Raw genomic sequence first — 22,527 nt, 5'->3', positions numbered from 1 at the left:
CGGTCCCTGAAGTTAATGGTGGAAGCGGAAGCTCCTGAGAAGATCGCCAAACAGCGCGCCGTCGGCATCGCCCGGCGCGCGGGTGCAGGTCATAGTGAACACCAGGATTTTATCGCCGTCGACGTTAAACACGGCCTGCTGCTGCCAGATGCGTTTCCCGTCGCGCAGGTAGCTGGCATGGACGGTTTCACCCTGTAAAAGGCTGTCGCCCAGCGTAGCGGCGCTGCGCTCACCCTGCTTCCAGCCCTTGATGTGCTTTGCCATCAGGGCGAGCTGGCGATCGATATACGCGGCAAGCGCTTCGCCGGGGTTGAGGGCATCGCGGGAAATGTTGAACGCGGGCGCATCCGCTGCAGGCGGCGCGAAGACATTTACGGTACGGTCCTGATAGCCCTCAGGAAAAGCAATCATTCCTTCATTAAACAGGCACTGCGAAGATGGTTCTGACATTGAGCGGGTCCCACCACATTTTTTCAGAAGCGGTAAGTTTCGCATATGTGTTTAAGGCTGACTATCCCCAGATTATTGCTCCACCGTCACGCTCGCCGAACGGAAAAACAGCGGCCGTTAGCCCGGCCCCTCGCTCCCCGCCGCCAGCAGCGGTACCACCACGTCGCTGATGGGCACCGCAATACCGTGCTTGCGGCCATAGCGCTGGATCACGCCGTTACGAATATCCCACTCCATCGGGCGTTCGGCCTGACGGTCGGCAAGGATTGACGTGCCTAAATCCTCGGGCGCGCGCTGGAAGTTCGCCAGAATCTCCTGGGCCACCGCATCGTCCAGCTTCGCCCCTTCGGCGCGGGCGACGGCAAGTCCCTCGTGCAGATAGGCCAGCGCCAGCTCGCTGATATCCTCGCGTCTGAACATCCCGGCGCGGCGATTGGCCAGCACCATCAGCCCGGCGACCGCGTTTTGCAGCAGCTTGCGCCAGGCGACGGTGGCGAAATCTGTCGAGAGCTCAACATCACAGCGCGTACCGCGAAGCGTCTCGACCACCCGCTGCGCCTGCGGCACGTCCGGTAGTGTCAGACGCGGTTTTGCCCGCAGCCAGACGGAGGCGTCCGGCTCGCGCTGCGCCGGGAACCAGACCACCGACGGCAGCACCGTTGCGCCGTTGACCAAAGGCGCAAGCTGGGCTTTCTGCTCCACGCCGTTTTGCAGCGCGCAGACCACGGTGTTTTCATCGCACAGGGCGCGCAGCCACCCGGCGCTGTCGGCATTTTGCGTCGTTTTTACCGCCACAAAAACGAGGTCTACGGGGCGGGTAATGACGGTGGGATCGGTAAGTACCGGACCGGGCACCACAGTTTCATCCTCATCGTGACGCAGGCGTAATACCGGATGCGCGGTGCGACCGCACAGCAGCGGCGTACGGCCCGCGTCATGCAGCACCGCGGCAATGGTGGTGCCAATCGCACCGGGACCAATCAGCGCAATGGTTGGATAGTCAGACATGGGTCACTCCCCTTTTGCTAAGCCTGCTATCAGTTATACCACCCTGAAAAGAGCGCGCCACGCCCATTGTCTATACTCAACACATAACAGACAACGGAGTGCGCCATGCCCTTACCCGATTTCAAGTCCTCTGAACCTTATACCCTCGGCATTGAGCTCGAACTCCAGGTGGTTAACCCGCCGGGTTACGATCTGAGCCAGGACTCCTCTGCCCTCATCGCCGCCGTCAAAGACGACATCAAAGGGGGCGAAGTCAAACACGACATCACCGAAAGCATGCTCGAAATCGCCACCGGTGTATGCCAGACCATCGACCAGGCGGCGGCGCAGTTCTCCGTGATGCAGCAGAGCATCCTGCGGGCGGCGTCGGAGCAGCACATCCAGATCTGCGGCGGCGGCACGCACCCGTTCCAGAAATGGCAGCGGCAGGAGGTGTGTGACGACGAGCGCTATAACGTCACGCTGGAGCGCTTTGGCTATCTGATTTTGCAGGCGACGGTGTTCGGCCAGCACGTGCACGTGGGATGCCGAAACGGGGACGACGCGATTTACCTGCTGCACGGCCTGTCGCGCTTCGTACCGCACTTTATCGCCCTCGCCGCGTCGTCACCTTATATGCAGGGCACGGACACCAAGTTTTCCTCGTCGCGGCTCAACATATTTTCCGGGTTCCCGGATAACGGCCAGATGCCGTGGGTCAACAGCTGGCAGGAGTTCGAGGGGCTGTTCCGCCGCCTGAGTTCCACCAGCATGATCGACAGCATTAAGGATCTGCACTGGGACATCCGCCCCAGCCCGCACTTTGGCACCGTGGAGGTGCGGGTGATGGATACGCCGCTGACGCTCGGTCACGCCATTAACATCGCCGGGCTTATTCAGGCGACGTCGCACTGGCTGCTGACTGCGCGGCCCTATAAGCATCAGGAACGGGATTTTCTGCTATACCGCTTTAACCGTTTTCAGGCCTGTCGCTACGGGCTGGAAGGCATTCTGACCGACGTGCATACCGGCGAGCACAAAACCGTGGCGGAAGATATCGCCTGGCTGCTGGAGCAGGTTGCACCGTCGGCCGAGAAACTCGGCGCGACGAGCGCCATCAAGGAAATTGCCCTGCTGTTAAAGCAGGGCAAGAGCGAGGCGCAGCGCATGCGGGACTTTATCGCCGATGGCGGCTCGCTGATTTCTCTGGTGCAGAAGCACTGTGAGCTGTGGGCGACGAGTCCGTAAGGCCGTGCCCCCATTCGCGAAGGCGCTGGAACAGCACGAACAGCGCCGGGATGAACACTATCCCCACCACGGTGGCTACCAGCATGCCGCTGAACACCGTGGTGCCAATGATACGGCGGCTCTGGGCACCCGCCCCGGTCGCCAGCATCATCGGCAGGACGCCGATGATGAACGACACGGCGGTCATCATTACCGCGCGGAAGCGGCGCGATGCCCCTTCCCGCGCGGCATCGACAATCGCCATTCCGTCCATACGCCGGGCGCGGGCAAACTCCACGATCAGGATCGCGTTCTTGGCGGCGAGGGCTATCAATAGCACCAGACCAATCTGCACGTACACGTCGTTGGCATAGCCTGCCAGCCACAGCCAGACCAGCGCTCCGCCGATGGCGAACAGCACCGAGAGCATCACGCTCGCCGGCAGCGTCCAGCTCTCATACTGGGCGACGAGGAACAGCCACGCCATCACCACCGCCGCCAGCACAATCCATATCGCCTGATTCCCGGTCTGCTGCTCCTGATACGACATGCCGCTCCAGGCGTAGTCGTACCCGGCTGGCAGGTTTTCCGCCAGAATCTCGCCCATCGCCGCCATTGCGGTGCTGCTGCTCACCCCTTCCGCTGCCGAGCCGCTCACCGATACCGACGGGAACTGGTTGTACTGCTGAATAAATGGCGCGCCGACGGTCGGCGTGATGGTGACGAGGTTGCTCAGACGCACCCGCTCGCCGCTGTTGCTGCGCACGAACAGCTCGCTGATTTGCTCTGCGCGCTCGCGCCACTGCATCTCGTTCTGCATCACCACGTGGTAGACGCGGTTGTTGACGCTGAAATCCCCGGCGCGCGTGCCGCCAAAGGCGGTTTGCAGGCTGCTGAAGATGCGCGACACCGGCACGTCGAGGCGGGCCGCGCGCTCACGGTCAACGGTGAGCGTCATCTGCGGCACGTTGCTGCTCCAGGTGGTGAACACGCGGCTCAGCTGCGGGTGCTGGTTGGCTTTCGCCAGCACCTCGCGAGTTACGCGCTCCAGCTCCGCCGGGCTTTGCCCCGCCTGTGCCTGAATGCGCAGATCGAAGCCGGAGGCGTTGCCCAGCCCCGGCAGCGTCGGCGGTGCAAAGGTCATGATGGTGGCTTCCGGCAGGGCCAGCAGCTGGCGCTGAAGGGTGCCCATCACCTCATCCAGCGGCGGACGCTCGCTCCAGTCTTTGAGCATGATGGAGATAAACCCGCCGTTCGATGCGCTGGTGCCGTTGAGGATGTTAAACCCGGAGACCTGAATCACGTCTTCCACCGCCGGGTTTTTAGCGATCAGCTCGCGCGCGGTGGTCATCACCGCTTCGGTGCGCTCCAGCGAGGCTGCCTCCGGCAGCTGGACGCTGGCGAAGAAGTAGCCCTGATCCTCCTGGGGCAGGAAGCCCTTTGGCATCGATATAAAGCTGAATATCACCACCGCCGCCGCGCCTGCGGTGGCCAGCAGCGCCAGCCACGGACGGAGGTTGAACACGCTCACGATCCGGGTGTAAAGCGTGCGCGTGGCGTCCAGCCCGCGGTTGAACCCACGGAAAACGGCGGCGGGCTGTGCCGGACGCGGGCGCAGCAGCATCGCACAGAGCGCGGGCGTCAGGGTCAGCGCCACGAGGCTTGAGAGCGTGACGGCGGTCGAGAGCGTCACCGCGAACTGGCGGTACAGCTCGCCCACGATCCCCGGCAGGAGCGCCACCGGTACAAACACCGCCAGCAGCACCAGCGTGGTGGCAATCACCGGCCCGGCAATCTGACGCAGCGCCAGCGCGGTCGCCGCCGTGCGGCTCTGCCCTTCCGCCATCAGCGTTTCGACACTCTCCACTACCACGATGGCGTCATCCACCACCATGGTCAGCGCCAGAATGATGGCGAACAGACTGAGCGTGTTCGCGGAGTAGCCGAGCGCGTAGAGCACCGCAAAGGTGCCCACCAGCGACACCGGAATGGCAAGGGCGACAATCAGCGTCGCGCGCCAGCTTTGCAGGAACAGGGACACCACGACCACCACCGCCAGCATCGTCAGCGCCAGCGAGACGCCAATCTCTTTGATGGTAGCGGCCACAAACGAGGTGGTGTCGAATTTGACTTCATAGACCAGATCGTCCGGGAAGCGCGTGGATAACCGTTCCAGCTCCGCGCGCACCGCATCGGCCACGCGCAGGGCGTTAGCGGACGGCGTCGGGTAGATGCCAAGGTAGGCGGAGTCATGCCCGTTCAGCTGCGCGCCCGAGCTGTAGCTGCGCGAGCCAAGCTCAATGGTGGCGACGTCCTTCAGGCGCACCAGCTGCCCCATCTCCCCGGTGCGGATAATGATGTTGGCAAAGTCGTCGGCCTGGTTTAAGCGCCCTAGCCCGTTGATGGTTAGCGTCTGCTGCTGGCCGTTAAACACCGGCGGCGTGCCGACCTGGCCTGCCGCCCCCTGCACGTTCTGCTCGCGCAACGCCTGCGCCACGTCATCGCTGGTCACGTTCAGGGCATTCATGCGGTCCGGACGCAGCCAGATGCGCATACTGTAGTCGCGCGCGCCAAACATCTGTACCTGCCCGACGCCCGGCAGACGCGACAGCGCCTCGCGCACCTGGGTGCTGGCGTAGTTGCTGACGAACAGCGGCGTGTGGGTGTTATTTGGTGAGTAAAGGCTTACCCCCATCATCAGGTTGGTGGCGCGCTTGCGCACCTGCACGCCGTTTTGCTGTGCCTCGGTCGGCAGCTGCGCCACAGCCTGCGCCACGCGGTTCTGCACGTCGATGGCGGCGAGATCCGGGTCGGTGCCCGCCGCAAAGGTGATGTTCAGGCTGTACGTGCCTTCGTCCGAACTGGTGGACTCCATATAGAGCATATGATCCACCCCGTTCAGCTGCGTCTCCAGCGGCGTGGCGATGGCCTCCGCCACGTCAGCCGAGCTGGCGCCCGGCCATGACGCTGACACATTCACGACCGGCGGTGTGATCTGCGGGTACTGCTCCACCGGAATAATCCTCAGCGCGATGGCCCCCAGCAGGGTGATGACCAGCGCAATCACCATCGCAAAGCGCGGGCGTTTGATGAAAAACGTCAGCATGATGGCTCCTTAATTCAGTATCTGAACGGCAGCGCCTGGCTGCACGCGCTGCGCACCGTCAGTAATTGCTCGCTCACCGGGCTTAACGCCGGAGGCAATCTGGAACTGCTGGCCCATCTGCCCGGCGACCTTAAGCGGACGCATTTCGGCTTTATCCTCGGCGTTAACCACCCAGGCGAAGAACCCGTCGCCATTCTGTTGTACCGCAGCGGCGGGCAGGGTCAGGACAGGCTGCTCGCTTGCCGGACGCAGGTAGACGTTCACATTGCCGCCGGGCAGCAGCTGATGGCGCGGGTTAGCGAACTCGGCGCGCAGCATCACGCTGGCGGTACGCGGGTCGATGCGGTTGTCCACGGAGGTGAGTTCCCCGCTGACGCGCTGGCCGTTGCTGTCAATCAGCGCCTGCCAGGCCTGTTTCATGGCGCTGATATCCGCATGCTGTCCGGCTTTGGTGGCAAACGCGCCCTCTTCCAGCGCAAAGGCGATGCGGATCGGATCGAGCTGGACCACCTCCACCAGCACACCGCTGGCAGGATCCACCAGGCTGCCGACGTGAAAGTTGCTGTGCCCCACGCGTCCGTCAATCGGTGAGGTAATGCGCGTGTAGTTGAGGGTGACGCTGCGGGTGTCGAGACGGGCTTTCGCCTGCTCCAGCGCGGCGCTCGCTACGTCGCGCTGCATGCGGGCGTTGTCCACATCGTGGCGGCTGATGGCGTTGCTGCTGCCCAGGCTTTCGAAGCGGGACAGCTGCTGTTGCGCCTGACGCAGCGTGGCTTCGGCGCTTCTCACTTCGGCCTGCGCCAGGCGCAGGGCGGCGCGCGGCTCGGCGTCGTCAAGCTCGAACAGCACGTCGCCCTTTTTCACGTACTGGCCGTCGCGGAAGTGGATTTTGGTGATGACGCCTTCCGTACGCGCGCGCAGTTCAACGGTGTGAATCGCTTCGATGCGACCCGGGATCTGACGTTCGGCGGCGTGGGCGGTCTGCTCCACGGTGGCGATACGCACGGGAATGACTGCGGCGAATGCGGGCGGCAGGGTAGCGGCGAGGAGCGCGAACAGAAGTGGGAGTTTCATGGGAGTACCTCAGTATTTTCCCCTCACCCTAACCCTCTCCCCAAAGGGGAGAGGGAACTTGAACACCCTCTCCCCTTTGGGGAGAGGGTAGGGTGAGGGGTAAGGTTTTAGTTATGCAGCCTTACGGAACCTGCGGGTCAGTCGCTTCTCGATTTCGACGACGAAGAACATCACCCCCGCCACCGCCAGCGTCACGAACCAGTAGCGCAGCGGCAGTGCTTCGGTGCCGAACAGCATCTGCATAAACGGCAGGTAGATGATCGCCGCCTGGAGCAGGAACAGTACGCCCGTTACCAGCCAGATCCCTTTGTTCGCCAGCAGGCCGCGGTTCAGGGAGAACCCTTCGGTGTTGCGGCAGTTAATCATGTACACCCACTGGGCGCAGACCAGCATCTGGAGCAGCACGGTGCGGATGAACTCCGCGCTGTGGCCGCGCGGGGCCAGCCAGGCTTCCAGCGCAAAGGCGGCGATGGCAATCATGGTGCCGACGAAAGCCACGCGCCATACGGCGTAGGCGTCCATCACGTGCTGGCCGGTCTGACGCGGCGGACGGCGCATTATGTTGCGCTCGGCGGCCTCGAAGGCCAGGCCGAAGGAGAGCGTGGCGGAGGTCGCCATGTTCATCCACAGGATCAGCACCGGCGTCAGCGGAATGATGTTCCCCGCCAGCAGCGCAATCACAATCAGTAGCCCCTGCGCCAGGTTGGTCGGCATGATGAACAGAATGGTCTTCTTCAGGTTGTCGTAAACGCGACGCCCCTCTTTCACCGCGCTGGCGATGGTGGCGAAGTTATCGTCCGTCAGGACCATGTCCGCCGCCTCTTTGGTGACTTCCGTGCCTTTGATGCCCATCGCAATACCCACATCCGCCTGACGCAGCGCTGGCGCATCGTTCACGCCGTCACCGGTCATGCCGACGATTTCGCCTTTGTCCTGTAACGCTTTCACCAGGCGCAGCTTATGCTCCGGGCTGGTACGGGCGAAGATGTCATACTTCACCGCCGCTTCGGCCAGCTCCGCGTCGTCCATCTTCTCCAGCTCATAGCCGGTGACCGCCTGCTCGCTGTTAGTGATCCCCAGCATCTGGCCTATGCTCATCGCCGTCTGCGGGTGATCCCCGGTGATCATCTTCACGCGGATCCCCGCCTGCTGGCAGGCGTTAATTGCCTCAATCGCTTCCGGACGCGGCGGATCCATCATCCCGGCAATGCCGAGGAAGATCAGGCCGTGGCTCAGGTCGTCGTGAGTCAGTGCCTGCTCACCGTTCGCTGGCCTGAACGCCGCGGCGACCATGCGCAGCCCCTGACGCGCATAGCGCTCCATCTCCGTTTCCCAGTACGCGCGGTCAAAGGCTTGCGCACCGTTGCGGGTCTGCTGCTGCTCACACAGGGCGAAAATCACGTCCGGCGCGCCGGTGATCAAAATCTGCTCCTCACCGCCAATCTGGTAGTGGGTGCTCATGTACTTGTACTGCGAGTCGAACGGGATCTTGTTGACCAGGGTGGTCTCGACCGGTGCGAGGTAGGCTTTTGCCGCCAGCACCTTCAGCGCGCCCTCGGTCGGGCCGCCGGTGATGCCCCACAGGCCGCGCTCGTCCTGAATCAGCTGGCTGTCGTTACACAGGTCGATGGTGCGAAGGTACTGCTCCAGCACGGTGCCCGGCTGGATCTGCACCGGCTCGTCGCTGCCTTCGAGGTAGAGGTTGCCCACCGGCTCGTAGCTGTTGCCGTCCACGCGATAGCACGCATCGGCGGTAATGATGGCTTTCACCGTCATCTCGTTCATGGTCAGGGTGCCGGTTTTATCCGAGCAGACCACGGTCATCGCGCCCAGGGTTTCAACCGTCGGCAGCTTGCGGATAATCGCCCGCTTACGCGCCATCGCCTGTACGCCCAGAGAGAGGATGATGGAGATAATCGCCGGCAGACCTTCCGGTACGGAGGCTACCGCCAGGCTAATCAGGGAGAGCAGCAGCTCGCCCATCGGGATCTCGCGGAACACCAAGCTGAAGACAAACAGCGCGGCCATCATCGCCAGAATGATAGCGAAAATCGCTTTGCCCAGCTTGTCCATCTGCACCAGCAGCGGGGTGCGGTGCTTTTCAATGCCCGCCATCATCTGGTTGATGTGGCCGAGCTCCGTATCCTTACCGGTGGCGGTGACCAGGCCAACGCCACCGCCCGCGCTTACGGTCGTCCCGGAGAAGACCATATTGGTGCGGTCGCCCAGCGGCAGTTCACCGCTCAGCGGATTAATGTGTTTATCCACCACGGTGGATTCGCCGGTCAGAATTGCCTCTTCCACGCGTAAATTATGCGCTTCAATTAAGCGCATATCCGCCGGAATACGATCTCCTGCGCGCAACACAATAATATCGCCCGGGACGATTTCCGTCGTCGGGATGGTTTCATGGTTACCATTACGAATTACGCGCGCCTCGCTGGAGAGCATATTGCGAATACTCTTCAGGGATTTTTCTGCGTTACTTTCCTGAATGTGGCCAATTAAGGCATTGATTACCGCCACACCCAGGATAACCAGCGTATCAACCCAGTGTCCCATTACAGCCGTTAATACGGCGGCCGCCAGCAGGACGTAAATCAGGACATCGTTAAAATGCGCGAGAAAACGCAGCCAGCCCGGCTTGCCTTTTTTCTCCGGCAGCGCGTTCGGGCCATGCTTCTGCAAACGTGCCTGCGCCTCGGTGCGGTCCAGGCCATTCGCATGGCTCTGCGCCTGAGCAAGCACCTGCTCTACGGTCTGCTGGTATGCCTGCCCGCCTGCGGGTGGCATATTCTGCGAGAAATTTTTTTTGGTCATGGTATTTTTCCTTCAATATCCGGTGGACGGAAGCCGGAATTCCTTTCTGGCTTTAAATAATTCATTTTTAAGTCTTGCGGGTTAAATTGATCTACCGCAATATATTGACTACCCGGTTATTCAAAACTGATTAAAATTATTTCGACGCGTTGATTTTTACAAAATATTTCTAAACCAACACTAAACGAGGAGGAAGCATGTTTGGTATTTATCGCGGGCGGCGCCTGGCGTTATACATTGTCGCAGCCATTGTTATTGCGACGTTAATTGGATATAGCACCTATAGCTTTGTAAAATTATTTTCGTGAAAAAGACGTTTATTTACATTACGCGATATTAATTTAATCGCCCCGGAAATATTATCTATTTTCCGTTATTAACTCGCAGAATAACGGTGGCCTTTCACTCAATTTTGCCAGTGGGGATGATATTGCTTTACGTTTCAGGATGCCGGACAATGACATTTTTAACTCACGATTAACATTACGATGAAACACCCGTTAGAATCGCTGCTCACCGCAGGGGGCATTTTGCTGATGGCCCTGCTCTCCTGTCTGCTGTTACCTGCGCCGTCGCTGGGTCTGGTGCTGGCGCAGAAACTGGTTCAGACCTTTCATATGGTCGATCTGAATCAGCTGTACACCATTCTGTTCTGTCTGTGGTTTTTGGTGCTCGGTGCCATAGAATTCTTTATCCTGCGTTTCATCTGGCGCCGCTGGTTTTCACTGGCGTCGTAAGCCAGTGAGATCGCGCATCCCGTGGATCAGCGCTTCACACCAGGCCGCGTAGTCGTGGCCGCTGGATGAGGGGTGGAAGCTGACGCGATAGCCTTTTTCCTTCAGCACCTGTTCAAAATCCTGCGTGGTGCGATAAATGCCGCCGCCCGGCCCCGTGGTTTCAAACTTTCCGGCCTGTAACCAGAAGCGCACCGGATACGGCGGCGACTGCTGGTACTGACGCGTCAGCCAGCCGGGGGCGTCACCTTTCGGCGCCCACCAGTAGGAGCCGGAAAGGCTCAGCACGTTGCCAAACAGGCGCGGATAGCGCAGCGCCACCCATGACGAGGCAATTCCCCCGTAGCTCGACCCCGCCAGCACCGTTTTCTGCCGCTGCATCGCGATGCCCTGCCCGCGCAGCCACGGCAGCAGCTCGTGCGCCATAAAGTCAGCAAATTCCGGGTTCGGCGGCAGCTCGTTGCCGCGACGGGCGTGATCGAGGCTGTCGATAAATACCACGTTAATCGGTGGCAGGTGATGCCGGGCAATCAGACCGTCCAGCACGTTGGCAAAATGGTATTCGTCCTGATAAATCTGCCCGTCGAACAGAATTAACGTCCAGCGTGCGGGCTGTGCGCCGCGCGGTTTGTAGATCATCACGTCGCGGGCGTTGCCGAGGATGTGGCTGGAAAAACTCTGACGGCTCAACGTCCCGTGCACCAGCGGCTTTGCCGTGGCCTGAACGGAGCAGTAGCGCACCGGGCTGAGATCGAGCAGCGAGTAACGGTTCCATCGATCCGCCTTCTGCTCCCCAAAGGTGTTCGGGTTAAGCGGATCGGCCTGTGCGCTCACCAGGATGGCACGGCGTTGATCGCGGGCAGAGCCTTCAACGATCGGCACATCGGGGGCGAGCTTATATTGCATCACCGTATCAGCGGGGACCACGTAGCTGCGGAACCAGACGTCGCTGTTGCCCAGGCGGAACAGCGGATCGTGATCCCCCGCCGGAGAGCCGAGAATGAAGACGTTATCCCGCGCGCCGTGCCACAGAAAGGTCACGCGCTTATGGTTCGCATCTACCGGTTCCACCATTGGCGTTCCCTGTCGACGCTGCGCCTGCCAGAACGCCTCGGTACTTCCACCGGCAGAAATGACGTTTGCCAGCGCCTTTAGCGTCGGGCTTACTGGCGCCAGCATCTGCACGCGTGGTAATGGAGAGGTCTCTTTCATCCGCCACTGAAAACGCCACGGCTTACCGGCTTCGCCGTGTAGCACCAGCGAGGTGTTCTGTTTCACCGGCAGGGCAAACAGCAGCGTGTGTTCCCCGTCCGCAGGACCATTTTCGATCAGCGTGCGGATGCGGCGGTTTTGCCCATCCAGCAGGCGCGCATCCGTCACGCCATTCAGCGTGGCGGAAACGTAATTTTCACCCAGTTCAGGCAGGGAGAAGCAGACTTCGCCGCTGGCATCAAACTTTCCCTGAACATCGCCCTGCCGGGACGACTGCTCGCACGTTGCCGCCACGGCGGGCAGCGCGCCGATCCCCAACAGCAACCCACTCCATACCCTCTTCATTACCGCTTGTTCCCCAACGAAATTTGTTAACAACGCTAATGCAAATGGTAATAATTTGCAATATCATCAACGGCGATTTACCGGTGTTTTTATGGCGATAGCAACCAAGGACGTTCAATAAAAATGTTTAAAAATAATAAGATAATGTATCTCTGGCTGATGAGTCTGGCGACGACCAGCGTCGCGGCTCAGGCAGAAATGAAGGAAGAAACGATTACGGTGACGCAGGGCGTGAGTGAAGAGCCCACTGCGCCCGTAAAAGGCATTGTGGCGACGAAAACGCTCTCCGCCACCAAGACCAGCGCGGAGATTGTGAAGACGCCGCAGTCGGTATCGGTGGTCACCCGCGATCAGATGAACATGCAGGACGTCACATCCGTTTCGCAGGCGCTGCGCTACTCGGCGGGCGTGTTTACCGAATACCGGGGCTCGTCTAACCGTAACGACGAGGTGTTTGTGCGCGGCTTTAGCTACGTGCCAAAATTCCTCGACGGCTTAAGCTTTGGCGCAACGGCCTCATCACAGACGGGCACAGTTGACCCGTGGCTGCTGGAGCGCGTGGAGCTGGTGCGCGGCCCGGCGTCGGTCCTGTTTGGTCAGGTGAATCCTGGCGGGTTAATCAGCATGACCAGCAAGCGCCCGACGGCGGAGGCCATTCACAACGTGCAGTTCCGCACCGGCAATAACGATCTCGCCGAAGGTGCGTTTGATTTCGGCGGCAGGCTGAGCGACGACGGCCGCGTACTGTATCGCGTGAACGGTATCGCCCGTACGCAGCATAATCAGGTGGACGATTATAAAGAGACGCGGATGGCGATCGCCCCGGCGATCACCTGGTATCCGAACGATCAGACCCGCTTTACGCTGCTGACCAGCTACCAGAAAGATCCGGATGCCGGATACCGCAACTTCCTGCCCGCGTATGGCACGGTGAAAAGCGTCGACGGGAAGTACATCCCACGCGACTTTAACGTCAGCGATCCGAATTACAATCAGTCCTTGCGCGAGCAGACGATGATTGGCTACGAGCTGGAACACCAGTTCGCCGACAACCTCACCTTCCGCCAGAACGCCCGTTACGCCACCATCAAGCAGAAATACCGTTATCTGGTTTACGCCAACAGCGCGGCCAACAGCACGGTGTTGACCCGTCGCGCCCAGCGTGAAGAGCGCACGACCAATGAATTTGGCCTCGATAACCAGCTGGAATATCTGCTGGAGACCGGGAGCGTCAGCCATACCCTGCTCGGCGGGTTTGATTACAAGACAAGCAAGGATAAACAGCTGCTGGCGCGCGGGAGCGGCTCACAGTATGACCTCGACTGGACAACCCCGGTTTACGGCGTGAACGTGGATGAAAGCACCTTCAAAACGGCCTCCGACGAGCAGCAAAATCTCGACCAGATGGGGCTGTATCTTCAGGATCAGATGAGCTGGAACAACTGGGAGTGGCTGGTTTCCGGGCGCTACGACTGGAGCGAAGTGCGTACCAACGACTTCACCGATAATAGCTTTACGCAGCAGAACGACAGCAAATTTACCTGGCGCACTGGCCTGCTGTACGCGTTCGATTTTGGTCTCTCGCCGTACATCAGCTACAGCACGTCGTTTGAGCCGAACCTGCAAACCAACCGTGCGCCGGGCGTCGCGCCATTCAGGCCTACTACCGGGGAGCAGACCGAGATTGGCCTGAAATATCAGCCGGTCGACACCACGCTGATGACTCTCGCGCTGTACGATTTAACTCAGGACAACGTAGCGACCTATAACAGCGCTGAAGGCTGGTTCGAAAATGCGGGCAAGGTGCGTTCGAAAGGCGCTGAAGCGGAAATCCACGCCACGCTGATGGATAACATCAACCTGATTGGCTCCTACACTTACACCGATGCAAAAACCGAAAGCACCACGGTGGCGGGCACCGAGGGCAAGACCCCGGCGCGTATCCCGACGCATATGGCGTCTGCGTTTGCCAGCTATACCGTTCCGGGCGGGGCGCTCAAGAGCCTGACCGCTGGCGTGGGGATGCGCTACATCGGCACCAGCTACGGCGATGCGAAGAACACCTTTAAGGTGCCATCGGTGGATCTGTATGACGCGATGCTGCGCTATGATCTGGGCGAGATGAACCGCAGCCTGAAAGGGGCAAGCGTGCAGTTCAACGTCAATAACGTGGCGGACACGAAGTATGTGGCGTCATGCGCAAGCGATACGGCGTGCTTCTACGGGATTGGCCGGACGGTGACGGCGACGGTGAATTATCGGTGGTAAGTGATTTGTAGGCCCGGTAAGCGCAGCGCCACCGGGCAGTTACGGGCACCGAGCCCACAAAAAAGCCGGGTGGCGGCTACGCCTTACCCGGCCTACACGCGACATGTTAATGTGTCTGGCTATGGTTCTCTTTGCGGTACGCCCCGGGCGGCTGGTTGAAGGTGCGGGTAAAGATGCGGGTAAACGTCTGCTGCGAGTCAAACCCGTAGCGCAGGCAGATATCGTACACGCGCTCGTCTGACTCACGCAGATCGCGCGCCGCCATCAGCAGCTTGCGTTCGCGGATGTAGCGCCCCAGACTTTCGCCTTTGTACTGCATAAACAGCCGCTGTAAATGCCATTTTGAGTAACCCGCATGGCGGGCAATCTCTTCGATGCGTAACGGCTGGTGTAGGTTGTCATCGATCCATTCGACAATCGTATCAATGACCTGAGCGGAAATCGTCATACTGCTCTCCCCCTCTGCTTCTCGCTTAAACATTATTCCCACCACTCGCGAAATTGTTGCGTGGTATCACTCACCCGCACGGGCTCGCCCAGCTCCGGTGTCAGCAGCCGGTAGTTTTTATCCTTACTGGCTTTCGCCAGCTGGATCAGTGGATCGTTCCAGGTATGTTTCGCCAGCACAAAACGCCCGTTATGTCCCGGTACGACCGCTCTGGCATTGAGATCTGCCGAGGCCTGCGCCGTTTCCGCCGGATGCATATGGATGTACTTCCAGTCCTGGTCGTACTGGCCGTTTTCCATAATGGCTAAGTCAACTCCGCCAAACTGCTCGCCAATCGCTTTGAAGTGCGGGCCATAACCGGAGTCTCCGCTGTAGTAGACCTTCTGCTCCGGAGAGACAAACATAAAGCTGCCCCACAGGGTCTGGTTACGCTTAATGCCGCGCCCGGAAAAATGGCGCGCCGGCAACACGTGAACCTTCAGCGCATCGCTGATACGTACCGACTGGTTCCAGTCCCGCTCGTCGATAATCTCAGGGTTCATCCCCCAGTAGCGCAGATGCGAACCCACGCCCAGCGGGGTGACCACGCGCTTAACCTTCGGCAGCAGCGCCTTGATGGTGGCGTAATCCAGATGATCATAGTGATCGTGGGAGATAATCAGCAGGTCGATCTCCGGCATGCTCTCCGCACGCCACGGGTACTCCCCCGCAAAGGCTTTATTGAGGAAGGAGAACGGTGCGGCGTAGTTACTCAGAACCGGATCGATCAGGATTCGTTGCCCCGCCAGCTGCATATACCAGGAGGAGTGGCCGAGCCACACCAGCGTGTCCTGTTCAGGCGACAGGCTCGCCAGATCGGTTTTCACCAGCGGCAGCGGCTGCGCAGGACGGGCGTTTTCGGTTTTACGGGTAAGAAACTGCCACCACGCCACCAGCATATTTTGTTGCCCGGTAAAGCCCGGCGTAGGGAGCGTGTTATGGAATTGCCCGTCGCGATAGTGCGGAGAGGCCTCCACTTCAGAGAGCTGCGCACCCTGCGGTGGCTGGCCAAATCCGGCATTCAGTACAAACGGTAAACTGGCAGCTGAAGCAATAATCATAACTAACACCACGCAGATGAATAGAGGCTTTTTCATTATCCTGACCCGCCAACGCGCCCTGTCCGATAGTTTGCGCGGGTTGAACTTGATTATGAGTGAGTAAGCACTCATTATAGATAGGATGATCACGCCGTCAAGAAGGTTTTCGATCTTTGACATTCCGCGTTGCAGCGTGGCAAAGCACGTGTTTCAATCAGGGTTTTTACAATTGACGGGAGGAAAAATTTAGTGGCACGTCCGAAGAGTGAAGATAAAAAACAGGCCTTACTGGAAGCAGCAACGGCTGCGTTTGCGCAGTCAGGTATTGCCGCCTCAACGGCGTTAATTGCCCGTAATGCGGGCGTCGCTGAAGGGACACTGTTTCGCTACTTTGCTACCAAAGACGATCTGCTGAATGCCCTCTATCTGCATCTGAAGCAGGATCTTTGCCAGACCATGCTGGCGAACCTCGATCGCACCATCACCCAGCCAAAAGAGCATACCCGTAATATCTGGAATAGCTATGTGGACTGGGGCATTCGTAACCCCCTGGCGCGGTAATCTGCTTTCCTTTCACGCCCGCCCGCGGGCGAATTTCATCACCAGGAGTTGTTATGGATATTATTTCTGTCGCCCTGAAACGCCACTCTACCAAGGCGTTCGACCCAGCCAAAAAACTGACCGCAGAAGAAGCGGAAAAAATCAAAACGCTGCTGCAATACAGCCCGTCCAGCACCAACTCCCAGCCGTGGCACTTTATTGTTGCCAGCACTGAAGAGGGTAAAGCGCGCGTGGCAAAATCCGCGGCGGGCACCTATGTGTTTAACGAACGCAAAATGCTGGATGCCTCTCACGTGGTGGTGTTCTGCGCGAAAACCGCGATGGACGATGCCTGGCTTGAGCGCGTCGTCGATCAGGAAGAGGCTGACGGCCGTTTCGCCACGCCAGAAGCAAAAGCCGCGAACCACAAAGGCCGGTGCTATTTTGCCGACATGCACCGCGTGGATCTGAAAGATGACGACCAGTGGATGGCGAAGCAGGTTTACCTGAACGTCGGCAACTTCCTGCTGGGCGTGGCCGCGATGGGCCTGGACGCAGTGCCGATTGAAGGCTTCGATGCCGCAATCCTCGACGAAGAGTTCGGCCTGAAAGAGAAAGGCTTCACCAGCCTGGTGGTGGTGCCGGTTGGGCATCACAGCGTTGAGGATTTCAATGCCACGCTGCCGAAGTCTCGCCTGCCGCTGAGCACGATTGTGACTGAATGCTAATGAAAATGGGCCGCTGCATGCGGCCCGTTACGCTTTACTGATGACAAGCCTGCGATGCGGATGGACCTCACGATCGTTTCCCCAGGCAAAAGCAATCCAGCGCTCTTCCAGCTCAGCGTAGGAATTTACGGGCGTTAACGTCCACTCTTCTCCCACCGTACCGTCCGCCACGCTAATGCGATAGTTCATGGTAAACGCCCAGTCGATCATGCGCAGCCAGAACCGTTGCCCGTCTCCCGTTTGTTCGCTGTCAGAGACAACGATGTCGTATTCGCTTAGCACCCACTGAAAAAAGAGTTGTGGCAACCCGCTTATCACGCGTTGATGAACGGCACGTGGCGTACGCCACACCATCACCTGCGTGGCGGCACCGTGGGGAAAGGTAATTTCTTTATGAAATTTAAGCTTTACGGCATACGCCGTATAAGGTTTGCCGTCATCGGTGGTCACGAGACGATATTCATCACCATAACGCGATTTCAGGAGCCGGTATCCCACAGGCAGCAGAAACCCCGGCAGATGAAAATCCGCCGTACCTCGTGCCAGGAACGCTTCGGTGTGTTCGACGTTTCGGGAGATAAGGCCGAGTTTTTGGCTGAAGTCTGCGGAATCAATCATCAGTGGCGACATTTGTTGTTTCTCATGGCGTGAGTATAGTCGACTTAATCCCTCATCGAAATGATGTCGATTCAGTCGGTTGGTTTAAGTTAAACGCCACCTTATACCTGTCTCATCCGCTTAGCAGAGCCAGCTCTTATTCCCTGAAAGCCCCTCGCAAAAAATTATTTCCCCTGCGCCTCCAGCCATGCCATCGCCCTCTCACCCGCCTCGTCCACCGGTAAATAGACCAGCAGCCGCGATCCGTTTCGCGGCGCAGAGTACCAGTACATCTGCTGGAGATGAAAATCCCCCAGTTCGGGATGGGTGAACAGCTTGAGCTGGTTCTCCACGCCGCGCACGTCGTTACGCTGGTGCCACAGGGTTTTGAACTCCTCAGACACCGCAAAAAAACGCGCCAGCTTCGCTTCCCAGAGCGGGTCGCCACGGTGCTCAGCCATTGCCGCGCGGAAGTAGGAGACGAAAATCGGCAGCACGTCGTCACGTTTGCCGAGCCGCGCGCGCCACGCCGGATGGGTGAGGAACAGGTAAATACAGTTGCGATCTTCCGGCGGGATAGCGTTGAAATCGACGCCCATCAGGTGTCCGAAGCTGTCGTTCCACGCCACGATATCGAAATTCGGTTTCTGAATACTGGCAGGCTTCGGCATCAGGGTATCCAGCAGGCGACGCGTGCCTTCGCTGATCCCCTCACAGCACACCGCCTGCGGGGCTTCGCCCGGCGGCAAACCGGCAAGCACAAAAAGATGCCGGGCTTCGGTCGGGGTGCATTGCAGCGCTTTTGCAATGGCGGCCATCACCGCGCTGGACGGATTGACGTCCCGGCCCTGTTCCAGCCAGGTGTACCAGGTCACACCGACATCCGCGAGCATCGCTACCTCCTCCCGGCGCAGGCCCGGCGTGCGGCGACGGCCGCTGCGCGGTAAGCCGAGCCGCTGCGGATCGAGGCTTTCGCGCCGGGCACGCAAGAACGCGCCCAGCTGCTTACGGGTGTCATCCTGGAGAGAGGTGACAGGTTCAGACATCAGCGCCATAACATCTCCTGCATGGTAGTGCCAGTACCAGTATAAGTAAGAACTGGTACCCGTTTATCAGATGGTTGATGCTACGACTCTACGCTGTTTGACGCAATGGAGTCACCATGAATACGTCAGTTGTTTCACCGGGTCGTGCGGGCCTGATATTGCTGTTAACCGGCCAGATGCTGCCGCTGATTGATACCTCGATCACCAACGTGGCGCTGGATTCCATCACCCATTCGTTACACGCCACCGCCACCGAACTGGAGCTGATCGTCGCCCTCTACGGCGTGGCCTTTGCCGTCTGCCTGGCCCCCGGCAGCAAGCTGGGCGATAACCTTGGCCGCCGTCGCTTGTTTATGTGGGGCGTGGCGAGTTTTGGCCTGGCCTCGCTGCTGTGCGGCATGGCGGGCAATATCGAACAGTTGCTTGCCGCGCGCATTATTCAGGGCGCGGGCGCCGCGCTGATCATGCCGCAAATTCTCGCGACGTTGCACGTGACGTTAAAAGGAACGGCACACGCCAAAGCGATCAGTCTGTTCGGCGGTATCGGCGGTATTGCGTTTATCGTCGGCCAGATGGGTGGCGGCTGGCTGGTGTCGGCGGACATCGCCGGGCTTGGCTGGCGTAACGCCTTCTTTATCAACGTGCCGATTTGTCTGGTGGTGCTGGCGTTGAGCCGTCGCTACGTACCGGAAACCCGCCGCGACACGCCGTCGCGCATTGACTGGACCGGGACTATCCTGCTGACGGCGATACTGTGCTGTCTGCTTTTCCCGATGGCGCTCGGCCCGCAGTGGCACTGGTCGTGGCCGCTGAAGGCCGCGCTGCTGGCGATTGTGCCGCTGGTCTATTTGATGGTGTTAAACGCGCGTAAGAAAGAGCGAGAAGATGCCCACCCGCTCATCGCGCCGCGCCTGTTGCAGCTGCGCAGCATCCGTTTTGGCGTGCTGATCGGGATACTCTTTTTCAGCGTCTGGTCCGGGTTTATGTTCTGTATGGCGCTGACCATGCAAAGCGGTCTGGGGATGGCGCCGTGGCAGTCCGGGAACAGCTTTATCGCGCTCGGCGTCACCTATTTTATTTCCGCCTGGTTCGCCCCACGCCTGATTGCCCGCTACAGCACCAGCGCCATCCTGCTGACCGGGCTTGCGATTCAGCTTGTCGGCCTGGTGGCGCTGATCGCCACGTTCCGTCACTGGGGAATGCAGAATACCGCGCTGACGTTGGCCCCGGCCACCGGGCTGGTGGGTTACGGGCAGGCGCTGATTGTAAACAGCTTCTACCGTATCGGGATGCGCGATATTCAGCCTGACGACGCGGGGTCCGCGAGCGCGATTTTAAGCACGCTGCAACAGGCTGCGCTGGGGCTTGGCCCGGCCATTTTCGGCGCGATTTTGCTGCACGGGCTGCAAAATCATCACGGAGATTACACCCAGGCAGTCAACGTCTTCCTGATGGTGGAAACGGCCATGATGGGGGTGCTGGCAGTGGCCACGCTGCGTATGCGCCATCGTCTGTGTTTACCGGTCGTCAAGGCCTGTCCGGCGACAAAATAAAACTGCCTGAATTTGCATAATGGATCCGCAGCCGCCATTATGGGGCTGCATCAATACAGGAGACGTTATGCAGGAATTAATTGCTCAGGTTGAAGAGTTAGGGATTGAAATTAATCACACCACCTCTTTAGTGATTATCTTTGGTATTATTTTTCTTACAGCCATTATCGTTCATTTTATTCTTCACAAAGTGGTGCTGCGCGCCTTCGAAAAACGCGCGCAGGCCAGCAGCCATTTATGGTTGCAGATCATTACGCAGAACAAGTTATTTCACCGTCTGGCGTTTACCCTCCAGGGGATAATCGTCAACGTTCAGGCGGTTCTGTGGCTGCAAAAAGGCAGCGAAGCGGCGGAAATGCTCACCACCTGCGCAAAATTGTGGGTGATGGTCTATGCCCTGCTCTCCTTCTTCTCGCTACTGGATGTGATTTTTAATCTGTCGCAGAAAATGGCCACCGCATCACAGCTGCCGCTGAAGGGGATATTCCAGGGCATCAAGCTGGTGAGCGCCATTCTGGTGGGAATATTAATTATCTCCCTTCTGATCGGTCAGTCACCCGCCATTCTGATAAGCGGCCTGGGTGCGATGGCTGCCGTTCTGATGCTGGTCTTTAAAGACCCGATACTGGGCTTAGTGGCCGGTATTCAGCTCTCCGCCAACGACATGCTGAAGCTCGGGGACTGGCTGGAGATGCCGAAATACGGGGCCAACGGCACGGTGACCGACATCGGCCTGACCACCGTTAAAGTGCGCAACTTCGATAACACCATCACCACCATCCCGACCTGGGCGCTGGTGTCCGACGCGTTCATCAACTGGAGCGGCATGTCAGCCTCCGGTGGTCGCCGCATCAAGCGTAGCCTGAATATCGATACCACCAGCATTCATTTCCTCGATGAGCAGGAGCAGCAGAAACTGATTCAGGCGAAACTGCTGAAGCCGTATCTGGCCGCGCGTCACGAGGAAATTAACCTGTGGAATCAGCAGAACGGCGAAGGGGAATCGGTATTAAACCTGCGCAAGATGACCAATATCGGCACCTTCCGTGCCTATCTGAATGAATATCTGCGTAACCACCCGCGTATTCGTAAAGATATGACGCTGATGGTGCGCCAGCTCGCGCCCGATGCCAACGGGCTGCCGATTGAAATATATGCCTTTACCAACACGGTGATTTGGGCAGAATACGAAGATATTCAGGCCGACATCTTCGATCATATTTTCGCGGTGGTGGATGAATTTGGCCTGCGTATTCACCAGTCGCCAACCGGAAACGATATTCGCTCGCTGGCTGGCGTCATCGCCAGATAATCAGGTGCTGGCGCGGGAAATAAAGCGCCAGTCCATCATGACCCTTTCCGTGGGCGCATCCGGGTTGTCGATCTTATTTAACAGCAGATTGACCGCCTTGCGCCCGATATCCCGCGACGGTTGTTCAATGGTGGTGAGAGAAATCATCTCCGCCAGCTCGGTGCCGTCAAAACCCACCACCGCGATATCTTCTGGCACCCGCAGCCCTGCCTGCTGAATGGCGCGCAGCGCCCCCGCCGCCAGCGTATCAGAAACGGCAAACACCGCATCCGGCGGGTTTGCTTTTAACAGATTTTGCATCGCCGCCATGCCCGCACTGGAGCTGAGCTCACTGGCGTACTCCACCGCCTGATAGTCCAGATCCCGCAGGTGTATGACGCTCTTATAGCCGCGTTCGCGTAAACGGGCATATTTGTAGCTGAGGTCGTGGTTGATGAGCGCAATGCGTTTGCGGCCCTCGTCGGCAAGCTGGCTGACAACGTGCTGGGAGGCATCAACATCATTAATCCCCACGCAGGAGACCGCGCCCGCATCGGCGTATTCAGCGCACTGTACCCACGGCGCGTTGCCAATCAGCGCGGCCAGCTCCGGCAGCTTCGAGAACGCATCCATGGTGATAATGCCATCGACGATTTTGCCGGAGAGCAGGCTTAAGCCCGAGCGGGAGCGCTCAATATCCGAGCCAGAGTTGCACAGCAGAATGCGGTAGCCGTTTTTCTCCGCCTCGGCTTCGATGCCCTTCACCACTTCGGCACAGAACGGGTTGGCGATGTTCGAGACCATCACCAGGATCATATAGCTGCGGGCGGTGCGCAGCTGACGCGCCAGCAGATTGGGCTGGTAGTTACTCTCCTGGATCGCCTGCAAAACGCGCTCGCGGTTTTTCGCCTTCACGGTATCGCTGTTATTCAGTACGCGAGAGACCGTTGCCACGGATACCCCGGCCAGTTGAGCGATTTTCTGAATTGACATAGCGACGATACATCCTGCGGTTAGCGTTT

At 59.1% G+C, this 22,527-nt stretch carries 17 protein-coding genes and 1 pseudogene; 7 read left to right on the top strand and 11 right to left on the bottom strand.

Features of this window, described 5'->3' with window-relative positions:
• Positions 1-12: 12 nt before the first annotated feature.
• Entirely contained in the window at positions 13-450 is a 438-nt protein-coding gene (locus tag L3069_RS05545) for a DcrB-related protein (protein WP_038415594.1), read from the bottom strand.
• Positions 451-567: 117 nt separating this feature from the next.
• Entirely contained in the window at positions 568-1,458 is an 891-nt protein-coding gene (locus tag L3069_RS05540) for an oxidoreductase (protein ID WP_038415592.1), read from the bottom strand.
• 105 nt (positions 1,459-1,563) lie between these two features.
• Here L3069_RS05540 and L3069_RS05535 point away from each other — a divergent pair, with 105 nt between their 5' ends.
• Positions 1,564-2,685 (top strand): YbdK family carboxylate-amine ligase, encoded by a 1,122-nt coding sequence (locus L3069_RS05535; protein WP_022647338.1) that lies wholly within the window; start codon positions 1,564-1,566, stop codon positions 2,683-2,685.
• Here the strand turns inward: L3069_RS05535 and L3069_RS05530 are convergent.
• The 3 genes from L3069_RS05530 to L3069_RS05520 form a co-directional block, all read right to left on the bottom strand.
• The gene (locus tag L3069_RS05530; RefSeq protein WP_063135797.1) at positions 2,615-5,770 is read right to left on the bottom strand and encodes an efflux RND transporter permease subunit; all 3,156 of its coding nucleotides are present in this window, start codon (positions 5,768-5,770) and stop codon (positions 2,615-2,617) included. The genes L3069_RS05535 and L3069_RS05530 overlap by 71 nt on opposite strands.
• A gap of 9 nt (positions 5,771-5,779) precedes the next feature.
• Positions 5,780-6,844 (bottom strand): efflux RND transporter periplasmic adaptor subunit, encoded by a 1,065-nt coding sequence (locus L3069_RS05525; RefSeq protein WP_038415590.1) that lies wholly within the window; start codon positions 6,842-6,844, stop codon positions 5,780-5,782.
• A 111-nt stretch (positions 6,845-6,955) separates the two neighbouring features.
• Entirely contained in the window at positions 6,956-9,664 is a 2,709-nt protein-coding gene (locus L3069_RS05520) for a cation-transporting P-type ATPase (RefSeq protein ID WP_038415589.1), read from the bottom strand.
• A 488-nt stretch (positions 9,665-10,152) separates the two neighbouring features.
• Here L3069_RS05520 and L3069_RS05515 point away from each other — a divergent pair, with 488 nt between their 5' ends.
• Entirely contained in the window at positions 10,153-10,401 is a 249-nt protein-coding gene (locus L3069_RS05515; RefSeq protein ID WP_003858875.1) for a DUF1158 domain-containing protein, read from the top strand.
• Here L3069_RS05515 and L3069_RS05510 read toward each other — a convergent pair.
• On the bottom strand, positions 10,387-11,955 hold the full coding sequence (locus tag L3069_RS05510) for an alpha/beta hydrolase-fold protein (protein WP_038415587.1): 1,569 nt from the start codon (positions 11,953-11,955) through the stop codon (positions 10,387-10,389). The genes L3069_RS05515 and L3069_RS05510 overlap by 15 nt on opposite strands.
• Before the next feature lie 123 nt (positions 11,956-12,078).
• Between L3069_RS05510 and L3069_RS05505 the strand changes: the two genes are divergently transcribed.
• On the top strand, positions 12,079-14,223 hold the full coding sequence (locus tag L3069_RS05505) for a TonB-dependent siderophore receptor (RefSeq protein ID WP_038415585.1): 2,145 nt from the start codon (positions 12,079-12,081) through the stop codon (positions 14,221-14,223).
• Positions 14,224-14,329: 106 nt separating this feature from the next.
• Here L3069_RS05505 and L3069_RS05500 read toward each other — a convergent pair whose 3' ends face one another.
• Together L3069_RS05500 and L3069_RS05495 are read right to left on the bottom strand one after the other, a co-directional pair.
• Positions 14,330-14,671, bottom strand: a complete 342-nt coding sequence (locus L3069_RS05500) for a RamA family antibiotic efflux transcriptional regulator (RefSeq protein ID WP_017694370.1) — start codon at positions 14,669-14,671, stop codon at positions 14,330-14,332.
• A 32-nt stretch (positions 14,672-14,703) separates the two neighbouring features.
• The gene (locus L3069_RS05495) at positions 14,704-15,807 is read right to left on the bottom strand and encodes a RomA family MBL fold metallo-hydrolase (protein WP_038415583.1); all 1,104 of its coding nucleotides are present in this window, start codon (positions 15,805-15,807) and stop codon (positions 14,704-14,706) included.
• Between the two features lie 192 nt (positions 15,808-15,999).
• Here L3069_RS05495 and L3069_RS05490 point away from each other — a divergent pair.
• Together L3069_RS05490 and nfsB are read left to right on the top strand one after the other, a co-directional pair.
• Positions 16,000-16,305, top strand: a pseudogene (locus L3069_RS05490) (TetR/AcrR family transcriptional regulator); the annotation flags it as partial.
• A gap of 59 nt (positions 16,306-16,364) precedes the next feature.
• The gene (gene nfsB, locus L3069_RS05485; RefSeq protein ID WP_003858884.1) at positions 16,365-17,018 is read left to right on the top strand and encodes an oxygen-insensitive NAD(P)H nitroreductase; all 654 of its coding nucleotides are present in this window, start codon (positions 16,365-16,367) and stop codon (positions 17,016-17,018) included.
• A gap of 27 nt (positions 17,019-17,045) precedes the next feature.
• Here the strand turns inward: nfsB and L3069_RS05480 are convergent, their stop codons facing one another.
• Together L3069_RS05480 and L3069_RS05475 are read right to left on the bottom strand one after the other, a co-directional pair.
• Entirely contained in the window at positions 17,046-17,648 is a 603-nt protein-coding gene (locus tag L3069_RS05480) for a hypothetical protein (protein WP_023299508.1), read from the bottom strand.
• Positions 17,649-17,800: 152 nt separating this feature from the next.
• On the bottom strand, positions 17,801-18,670 hold the full coding sequence (locus L3069_RS05475; protein WP_022647328.1) for a helix-turn-helix transcriptional regulator: 870 nt from the start codon (positions 18,668-18,670) through the stop codon (positions 17,801-17,803).
• A 107-nt stretch (positions 18,671-18,777) separates the two neighbouring features.
• Between L3069_RS05475 and L3069_RS05470 the strand changes: the two genes are divergently transcribed.
• Positions 18,778-20,214 (top strand): MFS transporter, encoded by a 1,437-nt coding sequence (locus L3069_RS05470; protein WP_038415581.1) that lies wholly within the window; start codon positions 18,778-18,780, stop codon positions 20,212-20,214.
• A gap of 67 nt (positions 20,215-20,281) precedes the next feature.
• On the top strand, positions 20,282-21,526 hold the full coding sequence (locus L3069_RS05465; protein ID WP_022647326.1) for a mechanosensitive ion channel family protein: 1,245 nt from the start codon (positions 20,282-20,284) through the stop codon (positions 21,524-21,526).
• On the opposite strand, the gene L3069_RS05460 is transcribed toward L3069_RS05465, so the two are convergent.
• Complete coding sequence (locus L3069_RS05460) at positions 21,527-22,498, bottom strand: LacI family DNA-binding transcriptional regulator (protein WP_022647325.1); 972 nt, start codon at positions 22,496-22,498, stop codon at positions 21,527-21,529.
• Positions 22,499-22,527: the final 29 nt, after the last annotated feature.

Source organism: Enterobacter cloacae complex sp. ECL411 (genome assembly GCF_021869665.1).
GTDB lineage: Bacteria > Pseudomonadota > Gammaproteobacteria > Enterobacterales > Enterobacteriaceae > Enterobacter > Enterobacter intestinihominis.
This window is presented reverse-complemented; position numbering and strand designations above follow the sequence as displayed.